The sequence below is a fragment of the Campylobacter upsaliensis genome, assembly GCF_900637395.1.
Lineage (GTDB): Bacteria > Campylobacterota > Campylobacteria > Campylobacterales > Campylobacteraceae > Campylobacter_D > Campylobacter_D upsaliensis.
Window position 1 is genome coordinate 288,757 of the sequence record NZ_LR134372.1, and the last position, 26,336, is coordinate 315,092.

Here is a 26,336-nt window from a genome sequence, read left to right on the forward strand (position 1 = left end):
TAGAATTCAATTTTAGCATAATTTAATTAAAGGTTATCAATGGAAATTAAAATTTCAAAAATTGCAAATTTACCAAGCAAATGGGGGCAGTTTCAAATTCAAAGTTTTAAAGAGGGAGAAAAGGAACATCTTTGCATTTTTAAGGGAAAGCCAAGTGATATTTTAAATTTACGAATTCATTCAGAGTGCCTTACGGGTGATGGTTTGGGAAGTTTAAAGTGCGATTGTGGAGAGCAGCTTGAATTTGCTTTAAAATACATCGAGCAAAATGGTGGTATGGTCATTTACTTAAGGCAAGAGGGGCGTAATATAGGACTTTTTAATAAGGTCAATGCCTACGCCTTGCAAGATGAGGGCTTAAACACCATAGAGGCAAACGAGCATCTAGGCTTTAAGCCTGATGAAAGGACTTATGAGGTGGTGGATTTCATACTAAATTATTATCAAATTTCACAAATTAATCTCATCACAAATAATCCTAACAAGCTAGATTTTCTAAAAACAAAGCTTATTAAACGCATTCCTATACTTATCAAAAGTAATGAATTTAACGATGCTTATCTTAAAATCAAGCAAGATTCTATGGGACATTTAAAGTGAAATTTTTGCCAGATTATGACAAAAAACTTTTTGAAAAAAGGGTGGAAATTTATAAAAATTTGCTTAAAAAATTTAATCAAATTCACAATCTCACCCATTTTAAAAACATCGATGAAAACATACAAGATAGCATAGAAATCTTAAATTTCATCGACCTTACAAAGGCTCAAAATATCATTGATATAGGAAGTGGAGCGGGCTTTCCTGCCATTTTTTTAAGCTTTTTGCTTGATAGTCGTTTTTATCTTTTTGAGCCAAATGCCAAAAAAGCTGCCTTTTTAAGAAGTGTAAAGGTAGAATGCGAGCTTACAAATCTTCACATTATTAAAGAAAAAGTTCAAAATCACAAGGCTGAATTTAAAGCCGATATCATCACTTCAAGAGCCTTGATGAGAGCAAAAGATTTGATCCAAATTTGTCAAAATTTAAGCGATGAAAACACAAGCTTTATCCTTTATAAAGGAAGCGAAGCTAAAAAAGAAATGCAGGACTTTAAGGATTATCAAATTTATGAAAATAAATGGCGTAAATACTGCGTTTTTACGCTTAAAAATTCATTATGAAACTAATGCTTTGCGTAGTTGCTCTATAAACTTTTTATTTATTATCACTTTTTAATATAATCGTTTAATTTAGGAGTTAAATTTGAAAGCATTGCAAAACCTTAGCGAAGAAGACACCAAAAAGCGTTATATTGAACCTGCTTTAAGTAAAGCAAACTGGGATTTTGAATCCATTAAAATGGAATATGGAGTAAAAGCTAAAGATTATGAATTTAGCGAAGGCAAAATTGACATCAAAACAGGCAAAAGGGATAAAAGCACTATAAAAAAGGCTGATTATGTGCTTTTTCACAATGGAATCGCCCTTGCAGTCTTAGAAGCAAAAGCCTATAAATACGAAGATAGCGAGGGGATAGAACAGGCGAAAAACTATGCCAAAGCACTCAAAGCCCCCTTTGCCTTTTCTAGTAGTGGCAAGGGCTTTGTAAAATACACGCTTACTAAAGATTTTAAGGGAGTAGCAAAAGAGAATTTACCCCTTAATGCTTTCCCAAGCCCAAGGGAGCTGTATGAAGCCTATAAAAAATGGCAAAATCTCACAAATGACAATCTTTTACAAACGCATTGTGATTTAAGCCAAACAACACCGCCTTTTTAATCAAACCTTGCCAAATGGCAAAAAGATAGAGAAAATTCTTTATCTAGCTGACAGAAATGAGCTTATAAACACCGACACCACAAGGACTTTTAAAAGCTTTGCCAAAGGCATTTATACGATACATAACCGCGACTTTAAAAGCGAATATAGTTTGTATTTTGGAATTTATCAGCAATTTATTAGCGGTAGCGAAGAAAATAATGATAAAAAAGAGCATTATAAAGCCTTGAAACCAGACTTTTTTGACCTTATTTTTATCGATGAGTGCCACAGGGGCAGCGCTAGGGCGGATTCTACTTGGAGAGAGATTTTGGAATATTTTAGCTCCGCATTGCAAATTGGTATGACTGCCACGCCTAAATATAATAAAGAGCAAAGAGAGAGCCAAGAAGCAGGCGAGTTAGAAAAAAGAGATGATGATAATATAGATTATTTTGGCGAGCCGGTGTATCAATACAGCTTAAAACAAGGCATAGATGATGGCTATCTAGCCCCATTTTCAGTAGTAGAGCTACTTTCAAATGTCGTGCAAGAGGGCTACACACCAGAGCTAGGTAAGCGTGATGAAGAGGGCAGAGAGATCCCACAAGAAACTTTCACTTCCCCAGATTTTAACCGCACAATTTATCTCAAACCTCAAATCCGCTTCGTTGCCAAAGAAGTGAGTAAATTTTTGCACCACACTCTAAAAAATCCTTACGCTAAAACTATCATTTTCTGCGAAGACCAACGCCACGCCCTTTTGATGAAAGATGCCTTGCAAGATGAAAACAAACAAGAAATGACAAAAGATTCTAACTACATCACACGCATAACAAGCGATGATGATAAGGGCAAAGCCCTGCTAGATAATTTTAAAAGCGTAAGCAAACGCTATCCAGTCATTGCCACAACTTCCCAGCTTTTAAGCACGGGGGTAGATACGCAAATGGTGCAAGTCATAGTCATTGATAAAATTGTGCGTGATAAAAGTCTATTTAAGCAAATGATAGGGCGAGGCACAAGGCTTAATGAAGTCTTAGAATCTAGGGGCAAAACGCATTTTTATGTGCTAGATTTTAAAGGCATTGCAAGGGAATTTTTAAACGACTTTGACTTTGATGGCGAGGTGGAGTTTATCGGCACAGATGAGGTAAGAGAGCGAGAGAAAAAGCCAAAAAACACAGATAAGGAGAATGAAACAGAGTCTAACGACCTGCCACCAGATATAAAAGACCCACCGATAAAGCACACCATAGACGGCGAAGAGATACAAGTCTATATGCAAGATAAATCTGTCATCATCTTACGCAATGTTAATGGCGTTTTGACACCCATCACACAAAGCCTAGAATCTTTTAGCGGTGAAAAGCTTCAAAATACTAAAGCTTTTGAATCTTACCTTGACACCCTACGCACAGGTGATAAAGCCACGCGTGAAGAGCTTTTAAACAAGCTTGAAGAAAAGGGTATTTTTATCCAAGAATTAGGGCAAATGGATAAATTTAAAAACTGCGATGAATTTGACATTTTACTCTCCCTTGCTAAAGGCACACAAGCCCTAAGCCGCACACAAAGGGCAAAAAAGGCAAACCGCTTTCTAGCAGAGCTTGAGCCAAAGGCTAAAGAGCTTTTAGAACTCTTACTTGAGAAATACACACAAGGGGGCATTGATGAGCTAGATTCTAGCGTGTTTAAAAATGAGCCTTTTACTTCAAGGTATAATCTCACCACAATCGCACAAATTTTTAAAGAATACGGCGGACTTAACGCAATACTACAAAATCTTAAAAACGCACTTTATGAGGAGGTAAGCTAATGCTAAATGTCAAAAAACTTCAAAACATTATGCGTCAAGACGCAGGGGTCAATGGCGATGCACAAAGAATGGAGCAAATCGCGTGGATTTTATTCCTAAAGCTTTATGATTATTATGAAAGCGAGTGGATTGCCGAAAATGAAATGGACGGCACGGAGTATCACTCTATAATCCCCGAGCATTTGCGTTGGGAGTCTTGGGCGATAGGGCAGAAGTCCCCCACAGGCGAACCCTTACTCACATTTGTTAATAATGAGCTTTTCCCCACGCTAAAAGCCCTAAATATCACAGAATCCACTCCGTTAAATCAATCCATCGTGCGAAAAGTTTTTGAAGATTTAAATAACTATATGAAAAATGGCTATCTTTTACGCGAAGTGATAAACGAGATAGAATCTAGCCTTAAGATTCACAATAGACAAGATTTTAAAGAGCTTTGCAAAATCTATGAAAGCTTTTTAAAAACCTTGCAAAGTGCAGGAAATGCCGGCGAGTTTTACACACCGCGTGCCGTTACAGAATTTATGGTAGAAATGCTTAGCCCAAAGCTAGGTGAGAGTGTGGCGGACTTAGCTTGTGGGACAGGGGGCTTTCTCATTTCAGCGGCACATTTTTTAGAAAAGCAAGTAAATCTTACAAATGATAGAAAAGTTTTTAAAACAAGCTTTTACGGTGTAGAGAAAAAGTCCTTGCCCTTTTTGCTTTGTGCGACAAATTTACTCATTAATGGCATAGAAAATCCAAACCTAAAGCACGGCAATGCCTTTGAATTTAGTAATTTTGAAGACTTTGATATAAATCTTACAAAATTCCCCAAATTTGACATTATTTTAATGAATCCCTCTTATGGTGGTAATGAGCGTAATGATGAAATTAAAAACTTCCCCCAAGAATACAAAAGCAGTGAAACGGCAGATTTATTTATGGCACTCATTTTGCACCGCTTATCTTTCAAGGGTAAGGGTGCAGTCGTGCTGCCCGATGGCTTTTTATTTGGTGCTGATAATGCAAAAATCAATCTCAAAAGAAAGCTTTTAAGTGATTTTAATCTCTACCTTATCTTGCGTTTGCCTAAAAGCGTTTTCGCCCCTTACACTTCTATCCCCACAAATTTACTTTTTTTCAACGCCGACCCACAAGGCACACAGCACACCCATTTCTACCGCCTTGATATGCCAGAGGGTATAAAATCCTTTGGCAAAACGAAGCAAATTAGCCTAGAGCATTTTGAGCCATTTTTGCAATGGTGGCAAAGTGATAGGCAAACTTTGCAAGATGAAAGCGGGAATTTCAAAGCAAAATCCTACACCAAAGAAGAGCTAGAATCTAGGAATTATAACTTTGATTTATGCGGCTATGTAAGCGAAGAAGAAGAAGAGATTTTAGAGCCTTTAGAGCTTATGGAGCAAATCAAAGCCGAGAGAGATAAGCTAAAACGCCACGCTAGATTCCATAATGAAGCAAATTTCTCAAATCATCAAGGATAATGAATAATGAAAACAGATACCTTAAAAAAGTCCTTGCTAGACTATGCCATTAAGGGAAGACTAAGTGCTAAATTCCGCCGAGAAAATAGTGGGCTTAACGCCTTTGATGAGCTTGAAATTTATAACGATAACATAAAGCAAAAACGCAAAGATTTAGAAAAGAAGCTCAAAATTTGTGAAAAAGAATTAAAGCTTGAAAAAGACAAGGATAAAAAAGCCTTTTTTAAATCTCAAATTCAAAGCCTTAAAAAAGAAATTGTAAAATGCAAAGAAATCACGCCGTTAAACCTTAGCGAAGCCCCCTTTACTATCCCAAATTCTTGGGCGTGGGTAAAACTTGGGGATATTACATCGCTACAAAATGGCTATGCTTTCAAGGCTGAACAATTTTCTAATAATGGGATACCAATTATAAAAATAGGGGATATTCAACAAGGAAAAATCAATTTAGCAAATTGTGTTTTTTTAAATAATGAAAATATAGATGATTTTAAAGATTACCAAGTTGCAAAAAATGATATTTTAATAGCAATGAGCGGTGCTACAACAGGTAAGGTTGGTATTTACACAGATGAAAGATTAGCTCTGCTAAATCAGCGAGTTGGGCTTTTAAGAATAGAAAATACTTTTTTAAGAAAATATATATATTATTTTTTAACTTTTTATAGTGCAGACAATTTAAAGCAATCGGCAGGTTCAGCTCAACCAAATTTAAGCACACAACAAATCAATGCAACTTTTATCCCACTGCCGCCATTATGCGAACAGCAAGAAATCGTAAAAAAACTTGATTTGCTCGTTACACTCGCAAATGATTTTGCTATCACTAAAGAGAATTTAAAGAGAATTGAAAAGAGAATTGAAAAGAGTTTGCTCAAACTTGCCCTAGAGGGCAGCTTAAGCAAACTTTATCGCAGAAGCTCCCCTACACTCTCCGCCTTTAATGAAATCAGCACTTACAACGATAACATAAAGCAAAAACGCAAAGATTTAGAAAAGAAGCTCAAAATTTGTGAAAAAGAATTAAAGCTTGAAAAAGACAAGGATAAAAAAGCCTTTTTGAAATCCCAAATTCAAATTTTAAAAAAAGAAATTGCAAAATGCAAAGAAATCACGCCCTTAAACCTTAGCGAAGCACCCTTTGAAATCCCTAACACTTGGGCGTGGGTCAAACTCGGGGATATTTGTGAGATAATAAGCGGAGAAATTATTGATTTACAAGAAGAAAATTTACCTCTGCTTGATGTGAAATATTTACGAAGTAAAGGGGATAAAAAACTAGCAAATAGCGGAAATTTCGCTAATGCTAATGATAGGCTTATTTTAATGGACGGCGAAAATTCTGGGGAAATTTTTATTACTAAAGAAAAAGGATTTTTGGGAAGCACTTTAAAAAAGCTTGAATTTTCTAGCTTAAGTCAGGTTGAATTTATGGATTTTATGTTGCTTTGCTATAAAGACTTTTTTAAAGGCAATAAAAAGGGAGCGGCTATACCGCATTTAGATAGAAAATTATTTACAAATCTTTCTATCCCCCTGCCGCCATTATGCGAACAAGAATACATAGTGCAAACTTTAGACACCCTTTTTACACTCAAAAAGGGCTTAGATTAAGAAATAAAAAATTCGCCCAGTTTCGCTTTATCATCAAAAGCTCTTGCCTCAAATTCCTTTTCTTTAAAGCCTAGTTTATAGGAGGCTTTTGGGTCGTTTTTAGTATAAGTAAGGGCTATTTTAAGTGCTAAATTTAAATCTTCCTCGCAAATATCACTACTGACTAAAGAATAAGCGCCGATTAAATCAAATAGCTTGATTTCTTCATATTTACTTGTTTTCAAAGTCCTTAAAAGCTCGTTTTCAAGCTCGTTACGCCCCACAATCATCTTTGCACCTTTTGGAAGTCTTAAATGGCGTCCGTATTTTAAAAGCTGGGCGTCATTTACTTCCATATTGCTATCAAATTCTTTAAAATCTTTAATTTTTTTCGCAAAACTTTCTAGCGTGAGTAAGCACCCACCGCCCGGGCTTTCAAAGTCCTCTATGCCAAATTCTTCTGCCATTTCAAGCTGTCTTTTTCGGCTACGCCCACTTATGCCCTCAAGTTTTGCTCTATCGACCCAGCCTTCTCTTTCGGGCTTGGTTTCAGGCAGGTTTTTCGCACACATAGGACGCAAAATTAAATCCTCCTCATCAGCGGCTAGGCGTTTAACTTTCGCCATAGCATCATTTCTTTGACTCATAGGGCGTTGTCCTAAAACCTCGCCTGTGATGATAAAACTCGCCCCCTCATCTTTAAGCATAGCAAGAGCTGTTTTAAACATAAAGGCGTGGCAGTCTATGCAGGGGTTAAAATGCTTCCCGTAGCCATATTGTGGGTTAAAAAGAACTTCTTTAAGATAAGAATTTCTCACATCAATCATTTCAAATTCCGCTCCTACTAAGGCGGCACGGCGTCTCATCTCCTCGCTTTTATCGCTTCTTGAGCCAAAGCCTATGTTGATATTTAAAGCCTTAACCGCTATGCCTTGTGAAGTGATGAGCTTCATCGCTAATAAACTATCCAAACCTCCGCTAAAAAGTGCTAATGCTTTCATAATTTTCCTTTAAAATGATATAAATAAAAATGATTTTTTGCCGATATAAAAAAGTGTAATTGTAGCATAAGGAGTGATAATGAATACAATCAATACTTTAAATGCAAATTTGCCAAATTCACAAAATATCGCGAGTCGTAAGGAAATTTTAGAACTTAAGCAAGAAGAGCAAGATAAATTTAAAGTCGATGACATCTCAAACACAAATTCAGGCTTTAAGGTGGTGTTTGAAAACAAAAAGGGCGAGTTAATGGCGGTGAGAATTAATGAGGAAAATTATCAAAATTTGCAAAATCATTTTAGCTCCTATACAAATTATATCGCTAGAGAGGACGGCTCTATCAGGCTTAATGGTGAGGCAAATGCCTTTGTGGCGGAGTGGTTTGAAAAGGTGAGCAATACGCTTTTTGACGCAAATTCTCTTCTTCAAAATGAGACCAATTTCACTTCTTTAAGCTTTCATAAAAGAACGACGCTTGAGAGCTTACAAAATCTAGCCTTGAATAAGGGGGATAGTTTAGCTAGTGGTGCAAATTTGGAGGAGAAATTAAATTTCGCTTTAGAAAAGGACATTAATCAAGACGGAAAGGTAAGTGAGCTTGATGTCAAAAAAGAAAATTTGAGCGAAATTTTAAGAGGCTTAAAGGAGGCAAGTGGTGGCGGAGCTAATGCTAACACTATGCAAGATAGTGAAAAAATAGAAGTCAAAGATAAAAAAGAAGAGGAGCTTAAAGACGAGAGAACGCCTTTAGAAAAGGCTTTAGAAGAGGGCTTTGCCTCACTTAGTGCGGAGGAAAAAGCAAAGCTTGAAAGCTCACATCCGCAGAAATTCAAAGAATTTCAATTGGAGCAAAGCTTTACACAGGATTTAAAAGCACAAATTGCACGCGGAGAAAGCCCTCTTGTAGATAAGCTTGTCTAAAAAGGCGAGCTTTCTAAGCCAAGATCTAGGGGGCTTATATTTTTTTGAGAGAAAATTTGATGCCAAGTTTTAAGGCGTGTTTCTAAAATTTGTGTATCTCTTTCGCTTTTGATAAAACTTAAGGCTTCTTTGTAAAATTCAAAAAGGGCGTTTTCATCAAGCTGTTTTTTAAGCTTTTCAGCGTTTTTATCTAAAAGGCTTAAAAGCTGTTTTTTAAGCCCTAGATGAGGCTTTGTGATAGCAAGGGCGTTAAAAAAGGCAAGATTGATTTTACAAAGTAGGCATAAGAAATCATTAAGATTAGTGATAGTGCCTAAATTTCGAAGCTCAAGTTCTCTAATGTCGCTATCCTCAAGCCCACAACCTGCCAAAACTTTTTCGCAAAGTTCCTTATGCTTAAAACAAGCCTTATCACTCATCGTTAAAAATAAAGCCCTAGCTTCACTTGAAGCTCTAAGAAAGCTTAAAAGCTCTAATTCGCCTAAATGCACTCTTGATTTTTGCGTTTCTAAAAGAGGGGTTTTAGGGGGGCGGCTGGCATTTTTGCTTAAAACGATGAGATTTTTTTCTACGCCTAGAAGTTTTGAGACTAAATTAGTATAAGAATTTGCCACTAAAGGTTCAAGCAAAAAGGTGTATTTTTGCACGGATTCTAAGGCTTTTTGTTTATCAAGGGCGGAATTTATGCTGCCCCTTAAAAGCTCTCTTATGTAAAACTCTCCAAGCTCCATAGCCTTTTCTAAAAGGGCGTGAAGCTTTTTAGCCTCATCATTTGCCACAAGCTCGGCAGGATCCTTTCCGCCCTCAAGCAAGACGACTTTGCCATCGATTTTATTAACACTTAGTAAAAAAGCCGAACGAAATGCCGCTTTGCGTCCTGCCTCGTCATTATCAAAACAAAGCAAAACCTTTGCTTCATAACGGCGGATAAGGGGGAGATGATGTTCTGTTAAAGCTGTGCCAAGCACTGCCACAGCGTTAGTAAAGCCTGCTTTATGAAAGGCTATGGCGTCCATATAACCCTCGCAAATAATCATCTCTTTTTGCCTCGCTATGCTATCCTTAGCAAGATGAAAGGCGTAAAAAATGCGTGCTTTGTCAAAAAGCGGACTTTGAGGGGAATTGACATATTTAGCGGCGTTATTTGCGTTTAAAGTCCTACCCCCAAAACCTACCAATAAGCCTTTATAATCATAAATGGGAAAGGTGATTCTATGGATAAAACTCGCATAAAATCCTCCTCTTCCATCTTTTTTAATCGCCCCCACATAAAGGGCGTCTTCGTTTGAAATTTGCTCGTTTTTAAGTAGCCTTAAGCTTTCTTCATTTCCCACTGCATAGCCAAGTTCGAATTTTTTAATGTCCTCATCGCTTAATTTTCTTTGATAAAGATAGTCTAAAGCCTCTTTATGTTTAGCTAAATTTTGCTTATAAAAGGCGTTTAAAAGGGGCAAAATGTGCTTAATTTCTTTTTTATTTTCCTCTTTTTCTTTGGTGTAGGTGAGGGTGAAATTACTTAAATGCGCCACTTTTTCTACCGCTTCAGCGAAATTCACTCTTTCAAAGTCCATTACAAATTTAAAAACATCGCCTCCAGCCCCACAGCCAAAGCAATGGTAAAAATTTTTTTGGGTATTGATGTGTAAGGACGGATTTCTATCATCGTGAAAGGGGCAAACGCATACATAAGAAGCCCCACTCCTACGCACCTGGACAAAATGAGAAATAATGCTTAAAATGTCTGCTCTTTGGCTTAAAAGTTCTATGCTATCTTTTGCTATCATAATGAAAATTATACAAAGTTTTGGCTATAATTTGTTAATTTCATTTTGCGGATATTTTATGGATTTTTTCTTTGTGGAATACAGAGACCCCATAGTGGGGCTGATTTTTCTTACTCTGCTTATTTTAGTCGTGGCTTTGGCACATTATGCGTGGAGGATTTTTGCAGACAAAGATAAGGAGCAAAAACTAGAAAAATTTATTAAAAAATTTGAGCTTGAAAACGCCCATAAAGAGCTTTTAAGAAGTGAGAATTTAAGCTTTTCAAATCTTAGCTTTTTGGCTGAAATTTTTACTAAGAGTGGCGAATTTGAAAAGGCAAGTGGAATTTATTTAATCGCTTTGGAAAAAACAAAGGATAAAAACGAGCAAGAGGAGGCTTTTTTAGCTTTAGCGAAGGTCTATTTTAAGGCGGGGTTTTTAGAAAAATGCACCGAAGTGCTTTTAAATGCCCTTAAAATTCGCTCTCGTAATAAAGAAGCCTTAAAACTGCTTAAAATAAGCTATCTTAAGCTTAAAAAATATAAAGAAAATTTAGAGCTTTTGGAGTGTTTGTTTGAATTAGGCGAGGACATTAAGGAGGAAGCTGAATTTATCAAAGCTTTAGCACTTGAAAATAAAGAAAACGCTAAAGAAAAAATTTTAAAGCTTGATGAAAGTTCTGCTTTAAAACGCTACTTGTTTGAAAAATATGGCATTTTTAAAAAGCAAAATTTAGTGCAAATTTGCGATTTGCTTTATAAGAGTAAAGAGCCTATTAATTTGGACGATGAGGAATATTATGAGTTTTTTTATATGCTTGATTTAGTGGAGAAAAAAGAGGGCTTTTCTTTTAGAAATTCACACTTTAAGATGTATCACATTTTAAAGCAAAATCATTTTAAAGCGAGACTTGAATTTTCTTATATGTGTTTGGAGTGTAAAAACATTATGCCGCTTTTTTTCTATCATTGTCCTGTGTGCTATGAATTTAATCGTTGTAAAATTTTATATGAGGTTAAAAACGATGAAACGCGTTGAAATTTATACAGATGGCTCTTGCTTAAATAACCCGGGCTTTGGGGGTTATGCTTACATCGTGCGTTATAAAGAACACGAAAAAGTGGGTGTCGGCGCAGAGGAAAACACGACCAATAATAAAATGGAGCTAAAGGCTATCATTAAGGCTTTAGAGATACTTAAAGAGCCTTGTGAAGTGTATCTTTACACAGACTCAAATTTAATGGTGCAAAGCATTAATGAGTGGCTTGAGGGCTGGGTAAAGAAAAATTTCAAAGGTAGGAAAAATGCCGATTTATGGCGTGAGTATTTACGCGTCTCAAAAGAGCATAAAATCAAGGCTTTTTGGATCAAAGCACATAACGGACATAAGGAAAATGAGCGTTGCGACACTCTAGCAAGAGAGGCAGCACTTAAGCTACAAAGAGAACATAAGGAAGCATAATGGCTAAACTCGAACGCTTAGAAGCAAAGCTAAATTACAAATTTAAAGATAAAAATCTTCTTATCTGTGCTCTAACACACAAAAGCGCAAAGAAAAATTACAATAATGAAAGGCTAGAATTTTTGGGTGATGCGGTGCTTGATTTAGTTGTGGGCGAATTTTTATTTCATAAATTTAAAAATGAAGCAGAAGGCGATTTATCCAAGCTTAGAGCCGCCCTTGTCAATGAAAAATCCTTTGCTAAAATCGCCACTTCTCTTAATCTAGGTGCTTTTATCTTTATGAGTATAGCCGAGCAAAATAACGGCGGCAAAACTAAACCTTCCATACTCTCAGACGCCTTTGAAGCTCTAATTGGTGCTTTACATTTAGAAGCTGGTTTTATAAAGGCTAAAGAAATCGCACTAAGGCTTATAGAGGAGAATTTCCCTAACATTGACGCAAAGAGCCTATTTAAGGACTATAAAACAAAACTTCAAGAAATCACACAAGCTAAAATGGGCTCAACCCCCGAATATGAAACGCTAAGAGCCTTTGGACCTGACCATCAAAAAAGCTTTGAAATCGCCTTAAATTTGGAAGGCAAAGAAATGGCAAGAGCCATAGCAAGTAGTAAAAAAGAAGCCCAGCAAATGGCGGCAAAAATCACTTTAGAAAAGTTAGGAGCATTATGAATACTTTTGGGACAAGATTAAAAATGACAAGCTTTGGAGAATCACACGGAAAAGCCATAGGCGTGGTGCTTGATGGTATGCCCTCTAATGTGAAATTTGACGAGGAATTTTTGCAAAAGGAGCTGGATAAAAGAAAGGGTGGAAGCAAATTTGCCACGCCTAGAAAAGAAAGCGATGAAGCGGAAATTTTAAGCGGAGTTTTCGAGGGTTTTACCACAGGACAGCCCATAGCTATGCTTTTTAGAAATGAAAATACGCGTTCAAAAGATTATAGTGAGCTTAAAAGCCTTTTTCGTCCCTCGCATGCGGATTTTAGCTATTTTCAAAAATATGGCATAAGAGATTATAGGGGAGGAGGGCGTTCAAGTGCTAGAGAAAGCGTAGCTAGAGTGGCAGCTGGAGCGGTGGCTGCTATGCTTTTGAGGGAATTTAATATCGAGGTTTTAAGCGGAGTTTTTGGCGTAGGCAGGTGCGTTTCGACCCTTAAAAATAATGAATTCGACTTTGAATTTGCAAATAAAAGTGAAATTTTTTGCCTTGATAAGGATTTAGAGGAAAATTTTAAGCAAGAAATTTTAAAAGCAAAAAAGGCAAAAGATAGCGTTGGAGCGGCTGTTTTTACTAAGGTTAGTGGTGTAATGGCAGGACTTGGGGAGGTGCTTTATGATAAGCTTGATTCTAAACTCGCCCACGCTTTAATGGGGATAAATGCTGTAAAATCCGTAGAAATAGGCTCTGGTATAAGCTCAAGTCAAAAAAGAGGCTCGCAAAATAACGACTCTATGCAAAATGGCAAATTTTTAAGCAATCATAGCGGAGGGATTTTAGGTGGCATTTCAAATGGCGATTTAATCGAGCTTAAGAGCTATTTTAAACCTACGCCGTCCATTTTTCTAGCTCAAAAAACGATAAATGAAGACGGCGAAAATGTCTTGTGTGAGCTAAGTGGTAGGCACGACCCTTGCGTGGGTGTGAGAGGAAGTGTGGTTGCTAATGCTATGGTTAGGCTTGTGATAGCTGATGTTTTGCTTTTAAATGCAAGTGCAAATTTAGAGCATCTTAAAGCAATTTATAAAAGCTAATCAAGACGCAAACAATAAGCCTCACCCTCATCTTTAAAGGTGAAAATTTTATCCTCACAAGGATAGCTTATGGAAGCATTTTGAAGGGGGAATTTGCCTCCTTCAAATTCTTTTAAGAGAGAGGGGAGTTCTTTTAAAAAAACGCGGTGATTTGAAATGCCTCCGTGAGTTAAATCTCTTATGATTTTATGGTCGATGTCCTCTTTTTTAGCTAGATGTAGCTTTGCCTTAAAGCCCATTTTTTCATAAATTTCATATAAAAGTTTTTTATCTTTTGCGGTTTCAAACTCATCTTCACTACCATGATAACTCACATAATGAATATGCCCGCAATGTGTTTTTTGAATTTGTAAATGGGACGGAGTTAGCAAAGAGCGTATTTCATAATGTGCCTTTGTGAAATTATTCTCATTCCAAAAAGTTTTGGTAAAGCAATGTGATGAAAAATCATCTGTGTTTATAAAAAATTCTCCGTGCCCTAAAGTCCTACCCATAAACATCTCAAAAAAGGGCAGAGGCGCGCAGGCTATATCAATGACAGCGTTGGTGTGATGAGGGGCGATTTTGGCGATTAAGTGTGCTAAATAGCCTCCATAACATCCGCCCCCATAAATGACGGGTAAGTTACCCCCCCCCCCCCCCCCATGAGTTTTGAGATCTTTTAAAACATTGATATGATCAAGTGCAGCCATAATGCCGTAATTTTGATATTCTTCATTAGGTGGGAGGAGGGTGTAGGTGAGGGTGTTGATTCTAAAATCTTTAGCTAAATTTCCCTTTTTCTTTTCTTTTTGTATGGATTCTTCTATAAATTTTAAAGCTTCTGTGCTTGTTAAATTTGCATAGGGTAAGCCTACATCTTGACAAAGCTTGATTAAATTTGCTTTATCCTCTTCAAGTATGGCGATTTGAGCGCTATATTGTTGCTCTAAGTTATTCACGCGACAACAAAAGCAATGATACAGCACATTTACAGCCGCCACGCCGAATTTAGAAGCGATTTGTTTTCTAGTAAAATCCATCATTCTAAGGTCTGTATTTGTCCCAAAACCACCGATGATGAAAAAGATTGCCTTAGGATTTTGTGGGGAGCTTAGGCGGTATTCAAGCTTGGAATTTCTTTTAATGCCAAGTTCCACATCATCACAAGAAGAAATAAAAAATTGCTTATCTATCATTTTTAGCCTTTAAATTTATAAATAAATTTAACATAGCTTTTTAAACTATCATAAAATTTGATAATTTTTAATGCTCCTTAAAAATCATACCATTTGCTACGGCTCTTAAGGTTTTATAAGAGATGAAAAAGACTGCAAAAAGTGCTAAAATGAGTGCTAAAACCCCTAAAAATCCATAAAAATACTTAAATTTATAAGTGATAAATAAATCAAAACTTGCTATGCTAAAAGCACATAAAGGAAAGGTAAAAGCCCACCAAGACGGAGCAAAGCTAAGTTTGCTAAAAATTTTGCTTAAAAAGATTAATAAAAGCACGAAAAATAAAGCTATAAAATACACCATTAAGCTTAAAATGCTATGTGTTTGAAAAAGACTATGAAAATCTAGCACAAAAATGCTAGGCGGAGCGATGAAAATAAAAAGCGTAGGGATAAATTTAGTCTCCAAACTTTGCTCAAAAATAAGCCTTTGCATAATCATCGCACTTAAAATAATCCAAAAAAAGCACCCTATGGAAAAGAAAAAAAGTAGCATATCTTTTGGGGCATTGATGAAAGCGCCGCTAAGTGGGACTATTAAATTTCCAACGACAGGGATAAACCACGCAGGAGAAAGCAAGGAGCTTTTCATACTTTCTTTAAACCAAAAACTCATCACATATAAGCTTAAAATAAGCTGTAAAGCACTCGCCACATAAAAACTTCCTAAAATCACCCACCAAAATCCACTTTCCTTAGAGATAAAATCACTCCAAAACGCCGTAATAATAAGCATACTTATAGGTACACTTGAGAGAAAATTAATCTTAACTTGATGTGTGAAATCCTCTTTAAAAGCTTTAAAATGATAGAGTATTTTCGCACCATAACACACAAATAAAAGTGCAAAAACAATCAATGCTAAAATCGCAAAAATAAAGGCAGACCACGCTAAAAAATCTTGATGATTAAAAGCCATACTAGCTTTTTTAAACGCAAGAGAAAGCCCTCCAATCCCCATAACCGAAGCAAATAAAACTATGGGAAAATTTGCAAGTTTTGAAATTTTTTCGATATTTTCTTGCATTATGACTCCTTATCTGCCATTTTAACGCCTTCTTCCCACAAACTATGTCTTTCTTTAATGTAGTTAGCATCGACCTTGCCACTAAACATAGCCCCTAAAAGAGGGCGATTTGCCTTAAATATAAAAGCTGCTAAATGCCCTATAATCCCTAAAATAATTAAAATCATACCAAGATTATGTAGCTGTGCACTCCAAAAATAAAGCCCCTCGCTTAAATTCCACCCCGCTAAATTTTTAGCCGTTTTAATGAGTCCTGTGATAATTAAAAGAAGCAAAACAAGCCCGATGAAAAAATAAGCCAATCTTTGCTCGGGTAAATATTTCTCACTCTTTGGCTCAACTCCTCCAAAAAGCATAGCTTTGATAATTTTAAGACTTTTTACTCCGTCGCCTTTTTTAGGAAAGATGTCAAATTCCGCTCTAGCTATGTGGAAAAATAAGTGAAACGCCACGAAAAAAATGAGGCTAAAAGCCCCTACATAGTGCATTATAAGACTGATATGATAGTCCCCACTCCACGCCATTAGGGGCAATTCGTTAATCATATATCTTTTTGAAACGGGCATTTGAAACATACCGCTTATAATTAGTGCAAAAGTGCTTACCGCCACACCCCAATGCACGATACGATTTTGCAGACTTTGACGCAATATCATTTTTTTAATTTTTTTCATAACTCTTCCTTTTTTATTTTTCTAGCTTTTGTCACAGCGATAGCTCCAGCTACTACGCCTACAAGAGGTGCGGTTAAAACGCCTTTGATGAGAGTGGAGTCTTCATTGATGAAATTATCCACCTTAACTTTCATATGCGGTCGTCCTACTTGTCCGGTATTTTCATATTTTTTAGCGATAGCTTCATCGATTTTGGTAAAATCCACAGAAGAAATGTAAAAAGTGCTCGTTCCGCCATTTTGCGTATCGCCATAGATGAATTTTCCCTGCTTTTTAGCCTTTTCGACAAGATTTAAAATTTTAGCCTTGTCGTCAAAAATTATGGCATTTTTTGGGCATTGTGTTTCACAAGCTGGTTTTTTGCCTTCTGCGAGTAAGTCCGCACACATATCACATTTAAACATAGCACCCCCACCAGCTAATTTTGGAGCGATTTTAAGATAAATTCCAACCCCAGCTTGTCTTTGAGGAATCCCCCAAGGACAGACATCACGGCACTTTGCCCCACCAAAGCAAAAATGCTCATCGATATTAACGGCGTTATTTTTATCCTTAGAAATCACCCCAAAAGGGCAAATTTTTTGACAAGTAGGATCATCGCAGTGCATACAACGACGCGGAATAAAAATTTTTTTAGAATCCACCTCCACAGCCTCCACAAAGGTCCAGTTATAAGGACTTAAACGGGAAATGTCGTTTTGTTTTTGTGAATAATCCTCATTGATTTTACGCGGAAAATAATTAGGAATTTCTTCCACAGGCTTAGGAAAACGCGCCGCATTTTTCTCCTTACACGCACTTACACATTTTGGCATATCAAAGCCAGTGCAGCCATCGCAGCGGTCTAGGTCTATAATGCTAGCCTTGCCTTTAATCTTACTAAAGTCTAAATTTACACCAGCGACTAAAACGGGGCTTAATGCTAAGGATTTTAAAAATTTGCGTCTTTGCATAATGCTAACCTTTTAAATAATTTCTAGCATTGTATGTAAATTTAAGTGCTTTGTGTGTAACTTTATTACAAAAAAAGGCTTTTAAAGGCGAGATAAAATGTGTAATGTAAAAATATTTTGCTTTATGTTTCTTATATGATAACAAATATTTTAATACATAAGGAGACACAATGAAAAATGTTATCAAATTAGGTTTGCTTAGTGCAATTGTTGCCACTTTATTTTCTGCTTGTTCTTCAGAGCCAAAGAGTGTGCAATATTATGAAGATCCAAAAAATGCTAAAGAATTGGAAGCCAAAATACAAGAATGCGATAAAAACGCTAATTCTGCAAAAACTAATACAGAATGTGCAAATGCTTACAAGGCACGATACTCAAAATCACTTCAAAATTTTCAAAATGAAAAACTTACAGACGAAGAAATTAAAAAGTATTTTAAACATAGAGATAACAAATGAATTTTTTCAAACTCTAGGTTATAGAACAAATTATTAATGCCATTAGATAAACAGGAACAAGCGATAAGATTACTGAACTTTAAGCCTTTATATCTTTAAAGGCTTAATTTTATCTAATGCTACAAAGTCTTTTTCTGTATGTAAAATGCAATTTTTTAAAGTGCTTATAATTTCTGCTCTTTCAAAGCTTCGCTTTGATGATGAGCGATTAAAGGCTCGATAAGCTCGTCAAAAAGCCCTCCCTCCATAATGGCATCAAGTCTATAAAGCGTAAGATTAATGCGATGGTCGCTAATGCGGTTTTGTGGGAAATTATAAGTGCGTATGCGTTCGCTCCTATCGCCACTTCCCACTTGAGACTTGCGTGCCTCGCTTTCTTTGGCTAATCTTTCACTTTCTTGCATTTCATAAAGTCTCGCTTTTAGGATTTTCATCGCACTTTCTTTATTTTTATGTTGAGATTTGCCGTCTTGATTGACGACAACTAAGCCACTTGGTATGTGAGTGATACGAACGGCTGAATCTGTGGTATTGACACTTTGTCCGCCGTGTCCTGAAGAACGCATAACATCGATTTTAAGGTCGTTTGGATTGATTTGAATTTCTATATCATCGACCTCTGGCATAATGGCGACTGTGATGGCTGAGGTGTGAATTCTACCTTGAGATTCTGTTTGAGGGATTCTTTGCACTCTGTGTGTGCCACTTTCAAATTTGAGCCTTGAGTAAGCTCCTGTGCCTTTAACAAGCATAATAAGTTCTTTAAAGCCTCCCGCACTGCCCTCACTTGAGCTAACAATTTCAATCTTATAGCCTCTTAAATCCGCATATCTTGCGTAAGCTTTGACTAAATCTCCCACAAACAAGGATGCCTCATCCCCTCCCGTCCCTGCACGAATTTCAAGGAAGATATTTTTTTCATCGTTTGGATCTTTAGGTAGAAGTAAGATTTTAATTTCTTCTTCAAAATTGATTTTTTCTTCTTCTAAATTTTTCAATTCTTCTTTAGCAAGTTCGCTAAATTCTGGGTCATTTAAAAGGGCTTTATTATCTTCAATTTGAGTGAGTGTATTAAAATAATCTTTTGTTTTTAAGACTATGGGTTCTAAATTTTTTTGCTCTTTGGAAAGAGAGGTCATTTTTTCTATATCATTAATAATTTTTGTATCGCTAAGAAGAGTGTTTAATTCTTCATAGCGTTTGAGAAAGGGTTGTAATTTTTCCGCTAACATTTAGGCGATTTTGTTGATTAAAAGGGCAAGTCTGCTCACGCGGCGTGCGGCAGTTTGTTTTTTAAGAAAGCCACGACTTACCATAGCGTGGATGCTTTTATTTGCGATTTTAAAAGCTTCGTTAGCTGCGTTTTTGTCATTATTTGCAGCAGCTTCTCTAACGGCTTTTGTGATGTTCTTAAGTCTAGTTCTATAAAATCTATTTCTTTCTGTTTTTTTGATGGTTTGTCTTGCTCTTTTTTCGGCGGATTTGTGATTTGCCATAAAATTTCCTTATCTTAAAATTAAAACTAGGATTATATAAAAGTAAAAGTTAAAATAGACTTAATTTAAGTAAAAATTAAAACAAAGTTTTCAAAGAAATATCCCAAGCGACTAGATTAAATTTAAGCAAAAAGCCGTAAATCACTGCACATAAAAGCCCAGCAAAAAGCCCTGCTAACATATCATCAAGCATTACGCCTAAGCCACCCTTGACCTTTTTGTCTATTTTGCCGATGATAGATGGCTTAGTGATGTCAAAAAAACGGAAAAAGATAAAGGCTAAGACGAAATTTAAAAGTGAATTTTCTGCACTTGCCGCAATAGCACAAGCTAAAAAAACTCCCGCCACTTCGTCAATGACGATGTGTTTATCATCGTGTTTTTGTGTCTTTTTTTCATAATCATCAATCACGCGTATTGAAGCGATGAAAATCAAAATGGAAAGTAAAAAAAGTGTTTGTTCTCCTAAATATCTAAGCACAAAAAAGGCAGGAATCATCGCCGCTAAAGTGCCAAAGGTTCCGGGTGCTTTTTTCACACTTCCTGAATAAAAAAAGGTTAAATAAAATCTTTGCATTTCACACCATATAAGTCATTTGATGAACTTCTAAAAGTTTTTGGTAAAATTCCTCATCGCTTTTATCTTCTAAAATCCCATCTGTTGGGAAGAGATTTTGGTAAAGTTGCTGTAAATTTTTAAGGCGTTGTGGAAAAAGTGCGCTTAAGATAAGACTTGAAATTTCCTTACGCATAAAAACAGCAGGAGGGATTATACCAGCTCTTAGTAAATCTTTTAAAGAATTGGCATTATAGTGCAAATGATGATGTGTGCCGTGCGGACAAGAGCGTGTTGAGACGATCATTTTGCATTGATCGCAAAAAACAAATTCTGGTAAAATAATCGTTTCTATACCATAATCTTTAGAAAATTCATCAAGAATGCTTTTGGGTTGATTAGCATCGTAAAACATACCCAAACCGCTATGATTTTGCCCTACGACAAGCTTAGTGCAGCCAAGACTTTTTGCGATAATGCTTTCAAGCCCGGGATTTAGGTGTGCGTGAAAAATATTAATATTTTTAAGCGGAAAGACAAAAATGCATTCTTTTGGCAGATAATTTTGAATAAAAGTTTGTAAATATTTTTCTTTAAGCTCAAATTCAAAGCCATTTGCTTCATAGGACTCTATGAGAAAAACTACTACCAAATCAGCCTTATCAATGGTCCAGCGAAAAATTCTTTCATGTGCTCTATGAAGTGGGTCAAAGCTTGAAACAATTGCGGTGATTTTTTGTGCATTTCGTGCGTTTTTAATGCGATTAAATTCTTGTTTATAAAAGGAGAGTTCATTGCGGTAGAGTTCTATTTCTCCATAGATGTAAAAACTATTTTCATTATTAAGTGGGCAGATGTTTGGATTAAAAATATTGATAAAATTTTTATCATCTTTGAATTTATCTTGATAAATAATATGCCCTACAATTTCGCCGTTTAATTCAAGCTCTAGCAAATCCTTAGACTTTAAATCTTTCAAAATACTACAATCGCTTGGAGCGAAGCTTAAGGGGTATGGAAAACTTTCATTTTTAAATTTGCCCGTTTTTAAAATTTGCTTACTTTCTTTTTCACTCATCAAGCGTGAGCAAGAGCCTAGTAATCCCTCCTTAATGAGTGAAAGTATGCCAAATTCACTAGAATTAATCTTAATGCTTTTATTTTTTCTTACTGATTTCATATTTTTTCCTTTTTTCCCATAAGGATTTGCGTGAAATTCCAAGTTTTTTGGAGAGTTCTGTGTCTGCGAAAACATTTTGATAGCTTAAAATAATGTGCTTGATATATTCATCTATGGTTAAAATTTCATTATTATTAATATCCTTTTCATCATGATTAAAATCGATACAATGAAATCCAAGCTCTTCGAAATTAAGTTCGCAAATTTTGTGTGTATGGATAATAATAGCTTTATTTTTGACAAATTCTAAAAGTTTTTCTTTTTCATTATGTTTTAAAATTTGAAAATGGCTTAAAAAAAGCACTTTGTTTTCTAAATCAAGCTTCATCACCTTATCCACAGAATTTGGCACAGATAAATCGACATAACAAAGTTCCACATTACACTCGTTCATATAGGAAAAAGCGAAAGCATCTGCGTAGCTTTGCTTGTTGGTTTGTAAGATAAGGGGGAGTTTGAGTTTTTTATATGAAAAATGTGGTAATTTTACCGCACTAAGACGCGATTTGATATAGTTTTGATAAGTAGAATTAAGCAATAAAAGATGTCTAAAATCTTGATGATGTTTGATTTTTCTTAATAATTCTTCCATCATAAAAGGCTTTTGTATATAATCGCTTGCCCCCATTTTCAAAGGTGTGGAAACGGTGTCTGTGCTAATGTAAGAAATAAGCAAAATGACGATGTTGTTTTTAAATTTTTCCACAGCTTTTAAGAAATTTGGCGTGTTAGAGGAGATTAAAACAATTTCATAGTTTTTTTGCCCTATTAATTCATCATAAGAATTAAAAATTTCGCAACTATATCCCAAATCACTTAGCCTCATCGCTATACTTTGTGCTAAGTAAAGTTCATTTTCTATAATTAAAACTCGCATTATTTAGTCCAATCAAAATATTTTAAATTCACACTTGCTTGCACGGCTATACCCTCGCTTCTTCCTATAAATCCTAGCTTTTCTGTGGTGGTGGCTTTGACATTGACTCTAAATTCATCAAGGTCTAAAATTTGGGCGATATTTTTGGCTATTTCTTTTTTAAAATCGCCAATTTTAGGCTTTTGTGCTAGGATTGTGATGTCGATATTAACACAAGTGAAGCCGTATTGCCTTATTTGCGTGTAAATTTGGGCTAAAAGTTTCATAGAATCGGCATTTTTATACTTTAAATCTGTATCTGGAAAAAGCTCTCCTATATCTCCAAGCGAGGAAGCACCCAAAAGTGCATCGCTAAGAGCGTGTGCTAAGACATCGCCATCGCTATGGGCTTTTAATCCTATTGTAGGATGGATTTCAACCCCTCCTAAAAGCAAAGCGCGTTTTTCTCCAAATTCATGCACATCAAAGCCATTTCCGGTGAAAATATCCTTGCTAGGGGCAGGAAGCTTAAGCTTTTTAAGATCTTCTTTAAAGGTGATTTTACGCGCATTTTCTTCGCCACTTACAAACCAAATTTTACCTCCCACAGCAGCGATAGCCGTGCTATCATCTGTGAATTCTTGTCCTGTTTGAAGAGCTTTTTTAAGTAGGGCGGTGCGGGAGAGTTGCGGGGTTTGTATGAGCTTGATTTTCTCCCTTTGCAAACTTTGTTCATTTTCATAAAGTGCGGTATCACAAACCTTTAAGGCGGGTGTGATACAGTCTGCATTATGGATATTTTCTAAAAGGCGGTTGAATAAATTTTTTGAGATTAAAACCCTTGCTACATCACTTACCATTACAAATTCACTTTCAACTAAATCAAGAGCGTTTTTTAAAGACTGCATTCTGCTTGCTCCGCCTTGCACAAATTCGTAATTTTTTGCAAATTTTTTCATATAAGAAATGTTACTAGATGTAACAATTATTTTTTTAAAAGAATAAAAAGAGCTTAAATTTTTTGTCGCAAAAAGCCAAAGGGGGTCATCGCCTAGGCGGATAAATTGTTTTTTTACGCCCATATTAAAGCGTGTAGAATCTCCAGCTGCGAGCATAATTAAGCTTATATTTGACACTTTTACTCCTTGCAAATTCTTATGTTACTATATTATACACTTTAAGAAGCTAATTTTTAACTTTTTAAGAGTAAAATTTATTTTATTAAGCATAAGGAGAAATGATGATAGAAAAGATTAAAGAAAGACTAGCTAGAGTGAAATATCCTAATTTTGAAAAGGATATTATGAGTTATGGCTTTGTCAAAGAAATCAGAGCAGACGATGAAAAGGCTTACATAAAGCTTGAGATAGTCGCCGCAAATCCTAGCATAGCGGATACTTTGAGAAAGGATATTGATGAAGTCTTAAAAGATCTTAATTTAAAGGACATTAAGCTAGAAATTTTACAACCACAAATCGAAGAAGAAAAAAGCAATTCAAAAAGTGGGAAAAATGTCGCTCCACAGGTTAAAAATTTCGTTATGGTTTCAAGTGGTAAGGGAGGTGTGGGTAAAAGCACTACCGCTTTGAATTTGGCTATTTCTATGGCGAAAATGGGCTTAAAGGTGGGTATAGTCGATGCGGACATTTATGGACCTAATATCCCAAGAATGCTAGGAGAAGTCGGCACTCAACCTGAAGTCGTGGGAGCGAAATTAAGACCTATTTTAACACACGGAATTTATATGATGAGTATGGGCGTTTTGATAGAAGAGGGGCAAGGGCTTATGTGGCGTGGAGCGATGATAATGAAAGCGGTGGAGCAGCTTTTAAGCGATGTTTTGTGGCCTGAGCTTGATGTGCTATTTTTAGATATGCCTCCTGGAACGGGCGATGCGCAAATTACCTCCGCACAGAGTATTCCTATTAACGCTGGTGTGTGCGTTTCTACTCCGCAAATTGTTTCTTTAGATGATAGCAAGAGAGCTTTAGATATGTTTCAAAAGCTTCATATCCCCATAGCTGGAGTGATAGAAAATATGAGTGGCTTTTTATGTCCTGATAATGGCAAAGAGTATGAAATTTTTGGCAAGGGTAATGCTAAAGCTATGGCAGAGCTTTACGGCTGTGAGCTTTTAGCACAAATTCCTCTTGAGATGAGTGTAAGAGAGGGTGGCGATGAGGGTAAGCCTGTGAGCTTTTATCAAAGTGAAAGTGTGAGTGCGAAACGCTACGCTGAGGCGGCACAAAAGCTTTGGGATTTTATCCAAAAAAATGGCAGTAGTGATAATGCGGCGATTCAGCCTGTGATGAACGGCAAAAGCGCTTGTTCTAGTTAGATTTTAATTTTCGTAAATTTTCTAATAAAATTTTTTCCTCGCCTATGCCTTTAGAATAGTAGAATTTAAGGGCTTGGCTGAGGTATTTTTGCTCGACATATCCTCCAAAGTCGTGTGGATAAAGATAATCCTTGCTTTGTGGAGCGTTATTGTTTAAGTAAGCTGGGATTGGTAGAGGTGGATTATTTCTTACGAAATGCAATGCCTCATTAATGGCTTTATAGCTGGAATTTGACTTCATAGCACTAGCTAGATAAATGACGCATTGTGCTAAAATAATTCTAGCTTCTGGATAGCCTATATTTTTAACCGCTTCAAGTGTCGAAGTTGCTAAGATAAGAGCCTTACTATCGGCATTTCCTATATCTTCACTGGCAAATATCACTAAACGCCTCGCGATAAAATCTGCACTCTCTCCCCCATCAATAAGCCTTGCAAGATAGTAAAGTGCCGCATCGACATCGCTGCCTCTAAGGCTTTTTATCAAAGCACTTGCTAAAAGATAGTGCGTATCTTTAGAGCTTACTCCTTCGCTATTTGTGGTGTTTCTAAGTTTTTTAAGATTTTTAAGATTAATGTGCTTTTGCTCTAAAACAAGCACAAATTCGATTAAATTAAGCATAGATCTTGCATCGCCACTTTTAAGCAAAAAGTCCTTAGCATCATCATCAAGCGTGAAATTAAGGTTTTTTTGCACTTTTTTTAACAAAAGCTCTAATTCCTCCACGCCTAAAGCTTTAAAATGAAAAAGCATACTACGACTTCTTATGCCTTGACTTAGGACAAAATAAGGATTTTCCGTGCTTGCACCGATTAAAATAAGACGATAATTTTCCATAGGGATTAAAAGCATTTCTTGTTGGGTTTTGCTAAGACGATGAATCTCATCGATGAAAATGAGGGGTTTATAGAGGCTATTTTTATAGTTTTCTAAGATTTTTCTTAGTTCTTCAAGTTTAAAATTTCCTCCATCAAATTCATAAAAATCTAAGCCAAATTCCTTAGCCACCACTCTTGCAAAGCTTGTTTTACCAGAGCCAGCTACGCCAAAAAAGAGACTATGGGGAAGTTTTTGCATCGCAATGAAGCGTTTAAAAACTTCCACCAAATCATTTTGTCCTAAAATTTCATCTAAATTTTGAGGGCGTAATTGTAAGGTTAAAGGCATCACCTATCTTTAAATAAACTAGGACTATCTACCATCACGCCATCGGCTTTTAGCACTTTTGCTTTTTCATAAGCTTGAGGAGTGTTGATGCCAAAAAGTATCACCTTGCCCTCATTTTGTCCAAAACACTCCATAGCTTCATTATCCCAAGTAAGAGTCGTTTCACTCACGCCCTCTCCTAGAGTAAATTTCTCAACCACCTTAACCGCTCTTTCAAGTTCCAAACCATAATACACATTTTCTTGCTCTTCTGCCTTGCAAAAATGTGTCAAACTTACATCGGCTAGTTTTTTACGAGTTGCACCTCTAGTTGCAAAGCTTGGTATTTCTTTACTTAAAGCAAGTATATAATTATCTTCAGTGGAATAAAGTCGCACTCTATCCAAACTCTTCGTTTTTTTCAAAAGTTCTAACAAAATTTTAGCTTGCTCTTTATCGTTGGCGTCGGGACTTTTAAGGTCGATATAAAATTGCGTTCGCGGAAACTGCTTTAAAACCTCTTCAAGCAAGGGAATATAAAGCTTGTCATTACTATAAATAGCTTTATTAGCTGGGGATTTTGTAATATGAATGTTTTGAAGTTGTTTGGCATCAAATTGAGAAATTTTACCTTGCTTATCTGTTAAGGCACTCAAATCGCTAGGACGATAAAGGACGAATTTTTTATCCTTACTCAGCTGCACGCTAATCCAAATCACATCGGCTTTGTTTTTTAAAGCAAGTTTAATTGCTGCAAGTGTATTTTCTGGTGCATCAGCTGTGCCAGCACGATGTGCAACAAGCAGTGGATTTGCCGATAAAGTTAAAGCCAACATTAAAACATACAAAACTATTTTCATCAAATTTCCTTACAATTTTGTATAAAATCC

At 36.1% G+C, this 26,336-nt stretch carries 25 protein-coding genes and 1 pseudogene; 12 read left to right on the forward strand and 14 right to left on the reverse strand.

The annotated features are described in order from the left end of the window. Nucleotides 1-39: 39 nt before the first annotated feature. The 5 genes and pseudogenes from ribA (at nt 40) to EL158_RS01520 (ending at nt 6,660) form a co-directional block, all read left to right on the forward strand. Complete coding sequence (gene ribA, locus EL158_RS01500; RefSeq protein WP_004276166.1) at nt 40-600, forward strand: GTP cyclohydrolase II; 561 nt, start codon at nt 40-42, stop codon at nt 598-600. Further along, the gene (gene rsmG / locus EL158_RS01505; RefSeq protein WP_027303876.1) at nt 597-1,163 is read left to right on the forward strand and encodes a 16S rRNA (guanine(527)-N(7))-methyltransferase RsmG; all 567 of its coding nucleotides are present in this window, start codon (nt 597-599) and stop codon (nt 1,161-1,163) included. Before ribA ends, rsmG begins: the two co-directional genes overlap by 4 nt. An 82-nt stretch (nt 1,164-1,245) precedes the next feature. Then, nucleotides 1,246-3,559: pseudogene (locus tag EL158_RS01510) on the forward strand (DEAD/DEAH box helicase family protein). Beyond that, nucleotides 3,559-5,046, forward strand: a complete 1,488-nt coding sequence (locus EL158_RS01515) for a class I SAM-dependent DNA methyltransferase (RefSeq protein ID WP_225532289.1) — start codon at nt 3,559-3,561, stop codon at nt 5,044-5,046. Before EL158_RS01510 ends, EL158_RS01515 begins: the two are co-directional and overlap by 1 nt. A 6-nt stretch (nt 5,047-5,052) precedes the next feature. After that, nucleotides 5,053-6,660 (forward strand): restriction endonuclease subunit S, encoded by a 1,608-nt coding sequence (locus tag EL158_RS01520; protein ID WP_027303877.1) that lies wholly within the window; start codon nt 5,053-5,055, stop codon nt 6,658-6,660. Here the strand turns inward: EL158_RS01520 and EL158_RS01525 are convergent. Next, complete coding sequence (locus EL158_RS01525) at nt 6,657-7,640, reverse strand: MnmA/TRMU family protein (protein WP_027303878.1); 984 nt, start codon at nt 7,638-7,640, stop codon at nt 6,657-6,659. The genes EL158_RS01520 and EL158_RS01525 overlap by 4 nt on opposite strands. Before the next feature lie 79 nt (nt 7,641-7,719). Between EL158_RS01525 and EL158_RS01530 the strand changes: the two genes are divergently transcribed. Then, a complete protein-coding gene (locus tag EL158_RS01530) occupies nt 7,720-8,562 on the forward strand; it encodes a hypothetical protein (protein WP_051529121.1) in 843 nt (280 codons plus the stop codon). Here the strand turns inward: EL158_RS01530 and dnaG are convergent. Further along, the gene (gene dnaG, locus EL158_RS01535) at nt 8,559-10,346 is read right to left on the reverse strand and encodes a DNA primase (protein ID WP_027303880.1); all 1,788 of its coding nucleotides are present in this window, start codon (nt 10,344-10,346) and stop codon (nt 8,559-8,561) included. The genes EL158_RS01530 and dnaG overlap by 4 nt on opposite strands. A gap of 58 nt (nt 10,347-10,404) precedes the next feature. Between dnaG and EL158_RS01540 the strand changes: the two genes are divergently transcribed. From EL158_RS01540 to aroC, 4 genes are read left to right on the forward strand one after another with little or no spacing between them, the layout of a single operon-like run. Then, on the forward strand, nt 10,405-11,364 hold the full coding sequence (locus tag EL158_RS01540) for a tetratricopeptide repeat protein (RefSeq protein ID WP_027303881.1): 960 nt from the start codon (nt 10,405-10,407) through the stop codon (nt 11,362-11,364). Continuing rightward, nucleotides 11,351-11,788, forward strand: a complete 438-nt coding sequence (rnhA, locus tag EL158_RS01545; RefSeq protein ID WP_027303882.1) for a ribonuclease HI — start codon at nt 11,351-11,353, stop codon at nt 11,786-11,788. Before EL158_RS01540 ends, rnhA begins: the two co-directional genes overlap by 14 nt. Further along, nucleotides 11,788-12,462 (forward strand): ribonuclease III, encoded by a 675-nt coding sequence (gene rnc / locus EL158_RS01550; RefSeq protein WP_027303883.1) that lies wholly within the window; start codon nt 11,788-11,790, stop codon nt 12,460-12,462. Before rnhA ends, rnc begins: the two co-directional genes overlap by 1 nt. After that, complete coding sequence (gene aroC, locus EL158_RS01555; protein WP_027303884.1) at nt 12,459-13,544, forward strand: chorismate synthase; 1,086 nt, start codon at nt 12,459-12,461, stop codon at nt 13,542-13,544. Before rnc ends, aroC begins: the two co-directional genes overlap by 4 nt. On the opposite strand, the gene EL158_RS01560 is transcribed toward aroC, so the two are convergent. The 4 genes from EL158_RS01560 to EL158_RS01575 all read right to left on the reverse strand — a co-directional run bounded on the left by EL158_RS01560 (nt 13,541) and on the right by EL158_RS01575 (nt 17,415). Further along, nucleotides 13,541-14,722 carry a DUF2920 family protein gene (locus EL158_RS01560; RefSeq protein WP_126361386.1) on the reverse strand — a complete coding sequence of 394 codons (1,182 nt, stop codon included), beginning with the start codon at nt 14,720-14,722 and terminating at the stop codon, nt 13,541-13,543. The genes aroC and EL158_RS01560 overlap by 4 nt on opposite strands. A gap of 67 nt (nt 14,723-14,789) precedes the next feature. Beyond that, nucleotides 14,790-15,788 carry an SLAC1 anion channel family protein gene (locus EL158_RS01565; RefSeq protein WP_027303886.1) on the reverse strand — a complete coding sequence of 333 codons (999 nt, stop codon included), beginning with the start codon at nt 15,786-15,788 and terminating at the stop codon, nt 14,790-14,792. Then, on the reverse strand, nt 15,788-16,462 hold the full coding sequence (locus tag EL158_RS01570; RefSeq protein ID WP_027303887.1) for a cytochrome b/b6 domain-containing protein: 675 nt from the start codon (nt 16,460-16,462) through the stop codon (nt 15,788-15,790). The genes EL158_RS01565 and EL158_RS01570 overlap by 1 nt, the downstream gene beginning before the upstream one ends. Next, nucleotides 16,459-17,415 (reverse strand): 4Fe-4S dicluster domain-containing protein, encoded by a 957-nt coding sequence (locus EL158_RS01575; RefSeq protein WP_027303888.1) that lies wholly within the window; start codon nt 17,413-17,415, stop codon nt 16,459-16,461. The genes EL158_RS01570 and EL158_RS01575 overlap by 4 nt, the downstream gene beginning before the upstream one ends. Nucleotides 17,416-17,585: 170 nt before the next feature. On the opposite strand from EL158_RS01575, the gene EL158_RS01580 reads away from it, so the two are divergent. Next, nucleotides 17,586-17,873: an EexN family lipoprotein gene (locus EL158_RS01580; protein WP_027303889.1), complete on the forward strand. Its 288-nt coding sequence runs from the start codon at nt 17,586-17,588 to the stop codon at nt 17,871-17,873. Nucleotides 17,874-18,037: 164 nt separating this feature from the next. Here EL158_RS01580 and prfA read toward each other — a convergent pair whose 3' ends face one another. From prfA to EL158_RS01610, 6 genes are all read right to left on the reverse strand, one after another. Further along, complete coding sequence (gene prfA, locus EL158_RS01585; RefSeq protein ID WP_027303890.1) at nt 18,038-19,105, reverse strand: peptide chain release factor 1; 1,068 nt, start codon at nt 19,103-19,105, stop codon at nt 18,038-18,040. Beyond that, entirely contained in the window at nt 19,106-19,369 is a 264-nt protein-coding gene (gene rpsT / locus EL158_RS01590; RefSeq protein ID WP_004276151.1) for a 30S ribosomal protein S20, read from the reverse strand. It lies immediately after the preceding gene. A 76-nt stretch (nt 19,370-19,445) separates the two neighbouring features. Beyond that, nucleotides 19,446-19,946, reverse strand: coding sequence for a phosphatidylglycerophosphatase A family protein (locus tag EL158_RS01595; protein WP_027303891.1), 501 nt, complete (start codon nt 19,944-19,946; stop codon nt 19,446-19,448). 1 nt (nt 19,947) lies between these two features. Further along, complete coding sequence (locus EL158_RS01600; protein ID WP_027303892.1) at nt 19,948-21,105, reverse strand: sulfate adenylyltransferase; 1,158 nt, start codon at nt 21,103-21,105, stop codon at nt 19,948-19,950. Further along, complete coding sequence (locus EL158_RS01605) at nt 21,083-21,982, reverse strand: DNA-binding transcriptional response regulator (protein WP_027303893.1); 900 nt, start codon at nt 21,980-21,982, stop codon at nt 21,083-21,085. The genes EL158_RS01600 and EL158_RS01605 overlap by 23 nt, the downstream gene beginning before the upstream one ends. After that, on the reverse strand, nt 21,982-23,097 hold the full coding sequence (locus EL158_RS01610) for a bifunctional 2-C-methyl-D-erythritol 4-phosphate cytidylyltransferase/2-C-methyl-D-erythritol 2,4-cyclodiphosphate synthase (RefSeq protein ID WP_027303894.1): 1,116 nt from the start codon (nt 23,095-23,097) through the stop codon (nt 21,982-21,984). The genes EL158_RS01605 and EL158_RS01610 overlap by 1 nt, the downstream gene beginning before the upstream one ends. Before the next feature lie 104 nt (nt 23,098-23,201). On the opposite strand from EL158_RS01610, the gene EL158_RS01615 reads away from it, so the two are divergent. Beyond that, on the forward strand, nt 23,202-24,299 hold the full coding sequence (locus EL158_RS01615; RefSeq protein WP_027303895.1) for an Mrp/NBP35 family ATP-binding protein: 1,098 nt from the start codon (nt 23,202-23,204) through the stop codon (nt 24,297-24,299). Here the strand turns inward: EL158_RS01615 and EL158_RS01620 are convergent. Then, the gene (locus EL158_RS01620) at nt 24,292-25,467 is read right to left on the reverse strand and encodes a replication-associated recombination protein A (protein ID WP_027303896.1); all 1,176 of its coding nucleotides are present in this window, start codon (nt 25,465-25,467) and stop codon (nt 24,292-24,294) included. The two genes, EL158_RS01615 and EL158_RS01620, sit on opposite strands and share 8 nt — an antisense overlap. Beyond that, on the reverse strand, nt 25,467-26,306 hold the full coding sequence (locus EL158_RS01625; protein ID WP_027303897.1) for a glycerophosphodiester phosphodiesterase family protein: 840 nt from the start codon (nt 26,304-26,306) through the stop codon (nt 25,467-25,469). Before EL158_RS01625 ends, EL158_RS01620 begins: the two co-directional genes overlap by 1 nt. Nucleotides 26,307-26,336: the final 30 nt, after the last annotated feature.

Bases quoted from the DNA above. Each gene is read 5' to 3' on its own strand.
- EL158_RS01580 (WP_027303889.1), top strand. From the start codon at position 17,586: ATGAAAAATGTTATCAAATTAGGTTTGCTTAGTGCAATTGTTGCCACT.
- EL158_RS01560 (WP_126361386.1), bottom strand. From the start codon at position 14,722: ATGATAGATAAGCAATTTTTTATTTCTTCTTGTGATGATGTGGAACTT.
- rnhA (WP_027303882.1), top strand. From the start codon at position 11,351: ATGAAACGCGTTGAAATTTATACAGATGGCTCTTGCTTAAATAACCCG.
- rnc (WP_027303883.1), top strand. From the start codon at position 11,788: ATGGCTAAACTCGAACGCTTAGAAGCAAAGCTAAATTACAAATTTAAA.
- EL158_RS01600 (WP_027303892.1), bottom strand. From the start codon at position 21,105: ATGAAATCAGTAAGAAAAAATAAAAGCATTAAGATTAATTCTAGTGAA.
- EL158_RS01515 (WP_225532289.1), top strand. From the start codon at position 3,559: ATGCTAAATGTCAAAAAACTTCAAAACATTATGCGTCAAGACGCAGGG.
- EL158_RS01520 (WP_027303877.1), top strand. From the start codon at position 5,053: ATGAAAACAGATACCTTAAAAAAGTCCTTGCTAGACTATGCCATTAAG.
- dnaG (WP_027303880.1), bottom strand. From the start codon at position 10,346: ATGATAGCAAAAGATAGCATAGAACTTTTAAGCCAAAGAGCAGACATT.
- EL158_RS01570 (WP_027303887.1), bottom strand. From the start codon at position 16,462: ATGAAAAAAATTAAAAAAATGATATTGCGTCAAAGTCTGCAAAATCGT.
- EL158_RS01565 (WP_027303886.1), bottom strand. From the start codon at position 15,788: ATGCAAGAAAATATCGAAAAAATTTCAAAACTTGCAAATTTTCCCATA.
- EL158_RS01605 (WP_027303893.1), bottom strand. From the start codon at position 21,982: ATGCGAGTTTTAATTATAGAAAATGAACTTTACTTAGCACAAAGTATA.
- EL158_RS01540 (WP_027303881.1), top strand. From the start codon at position 10,405: ATGGATTTTTTCTTTGTGGAATACAGAGACCCCATAGTGGGGCTGATT.
- EL158_RS01575 (WP_027303888.1), bottom strand. From the start codon at position 17,415: ATGCAAAGACGCAAATTTTTAAAATCCTTAGCATTAAGCCCCGTTTTA.
- EL158_RS01625 (WP_027303897.1), bottom strand. From the start codon at position 26,306: ATGAAAATAGTTTTGTATGTTTTAATGTTGGCTTTAACTTTATCGGCA.
- EL158_RS01620 (WP_027303896.1), bottom strand. From the start codon at position 25,467: ATGCCTTTAACCTTACAATTACGCCCTCAAAATTTAGATGAAATTTTA.
- aroC (WP_027303884.1), top strand. From the start codon at position 12,459: ATGAATACTTTTGGGACAAGATTAAAAATGACAAGCTTTGGAGAATCA.
- prfA (WP_027303890.1), bottom strand. From the start codon at position 19,105: ATGTTAGCGGAAAAATTACAACCCTTTCTCAAACGCTATGAAGAATTA.
- EL158_RS01530 (WP_051529121.1), top strand. From the start codon at position 7,720: ATGAATACAATCAATACTTTAAATGCAAATTTGCCAAATTCACAAAAT.
- EL158_RS01595 (WP_027303891.1), bottom strand. From the start codon at position 19,946: ATGCAAAGATTTTATTTAACCTTTTTTTATTCAGGAAGTGTGAAAAAA.
- EL158_RS01615 (WP_027303895.1), top strand. From the start codon at position 23,202: ATGATAGAAAAGATTAAAGAAAGACTAGCTAGAGTGAAATATCCTAAT.
- EL158_RS01525 (WP_027303878.1), bottom strand. From the start codon at position 7,640: ATGAAAGCATTAGCACTTTTTAGCGGAGGTTTGGATAGTTTATTAGCG.
- rpsT (WP_004276151.1), bottom strand. From the start codon at position 19,369: ATGGCAAATCACAAATCCGCCGAAAAAAGAGCAAGACAAACCATCAAA.
- ribA (WP_004276166.1), top strand. From the start codon at position 40: ATGGAAATTAAAATTTCAAAAATTGCAAATTTACCAAGCAAATGGGGG.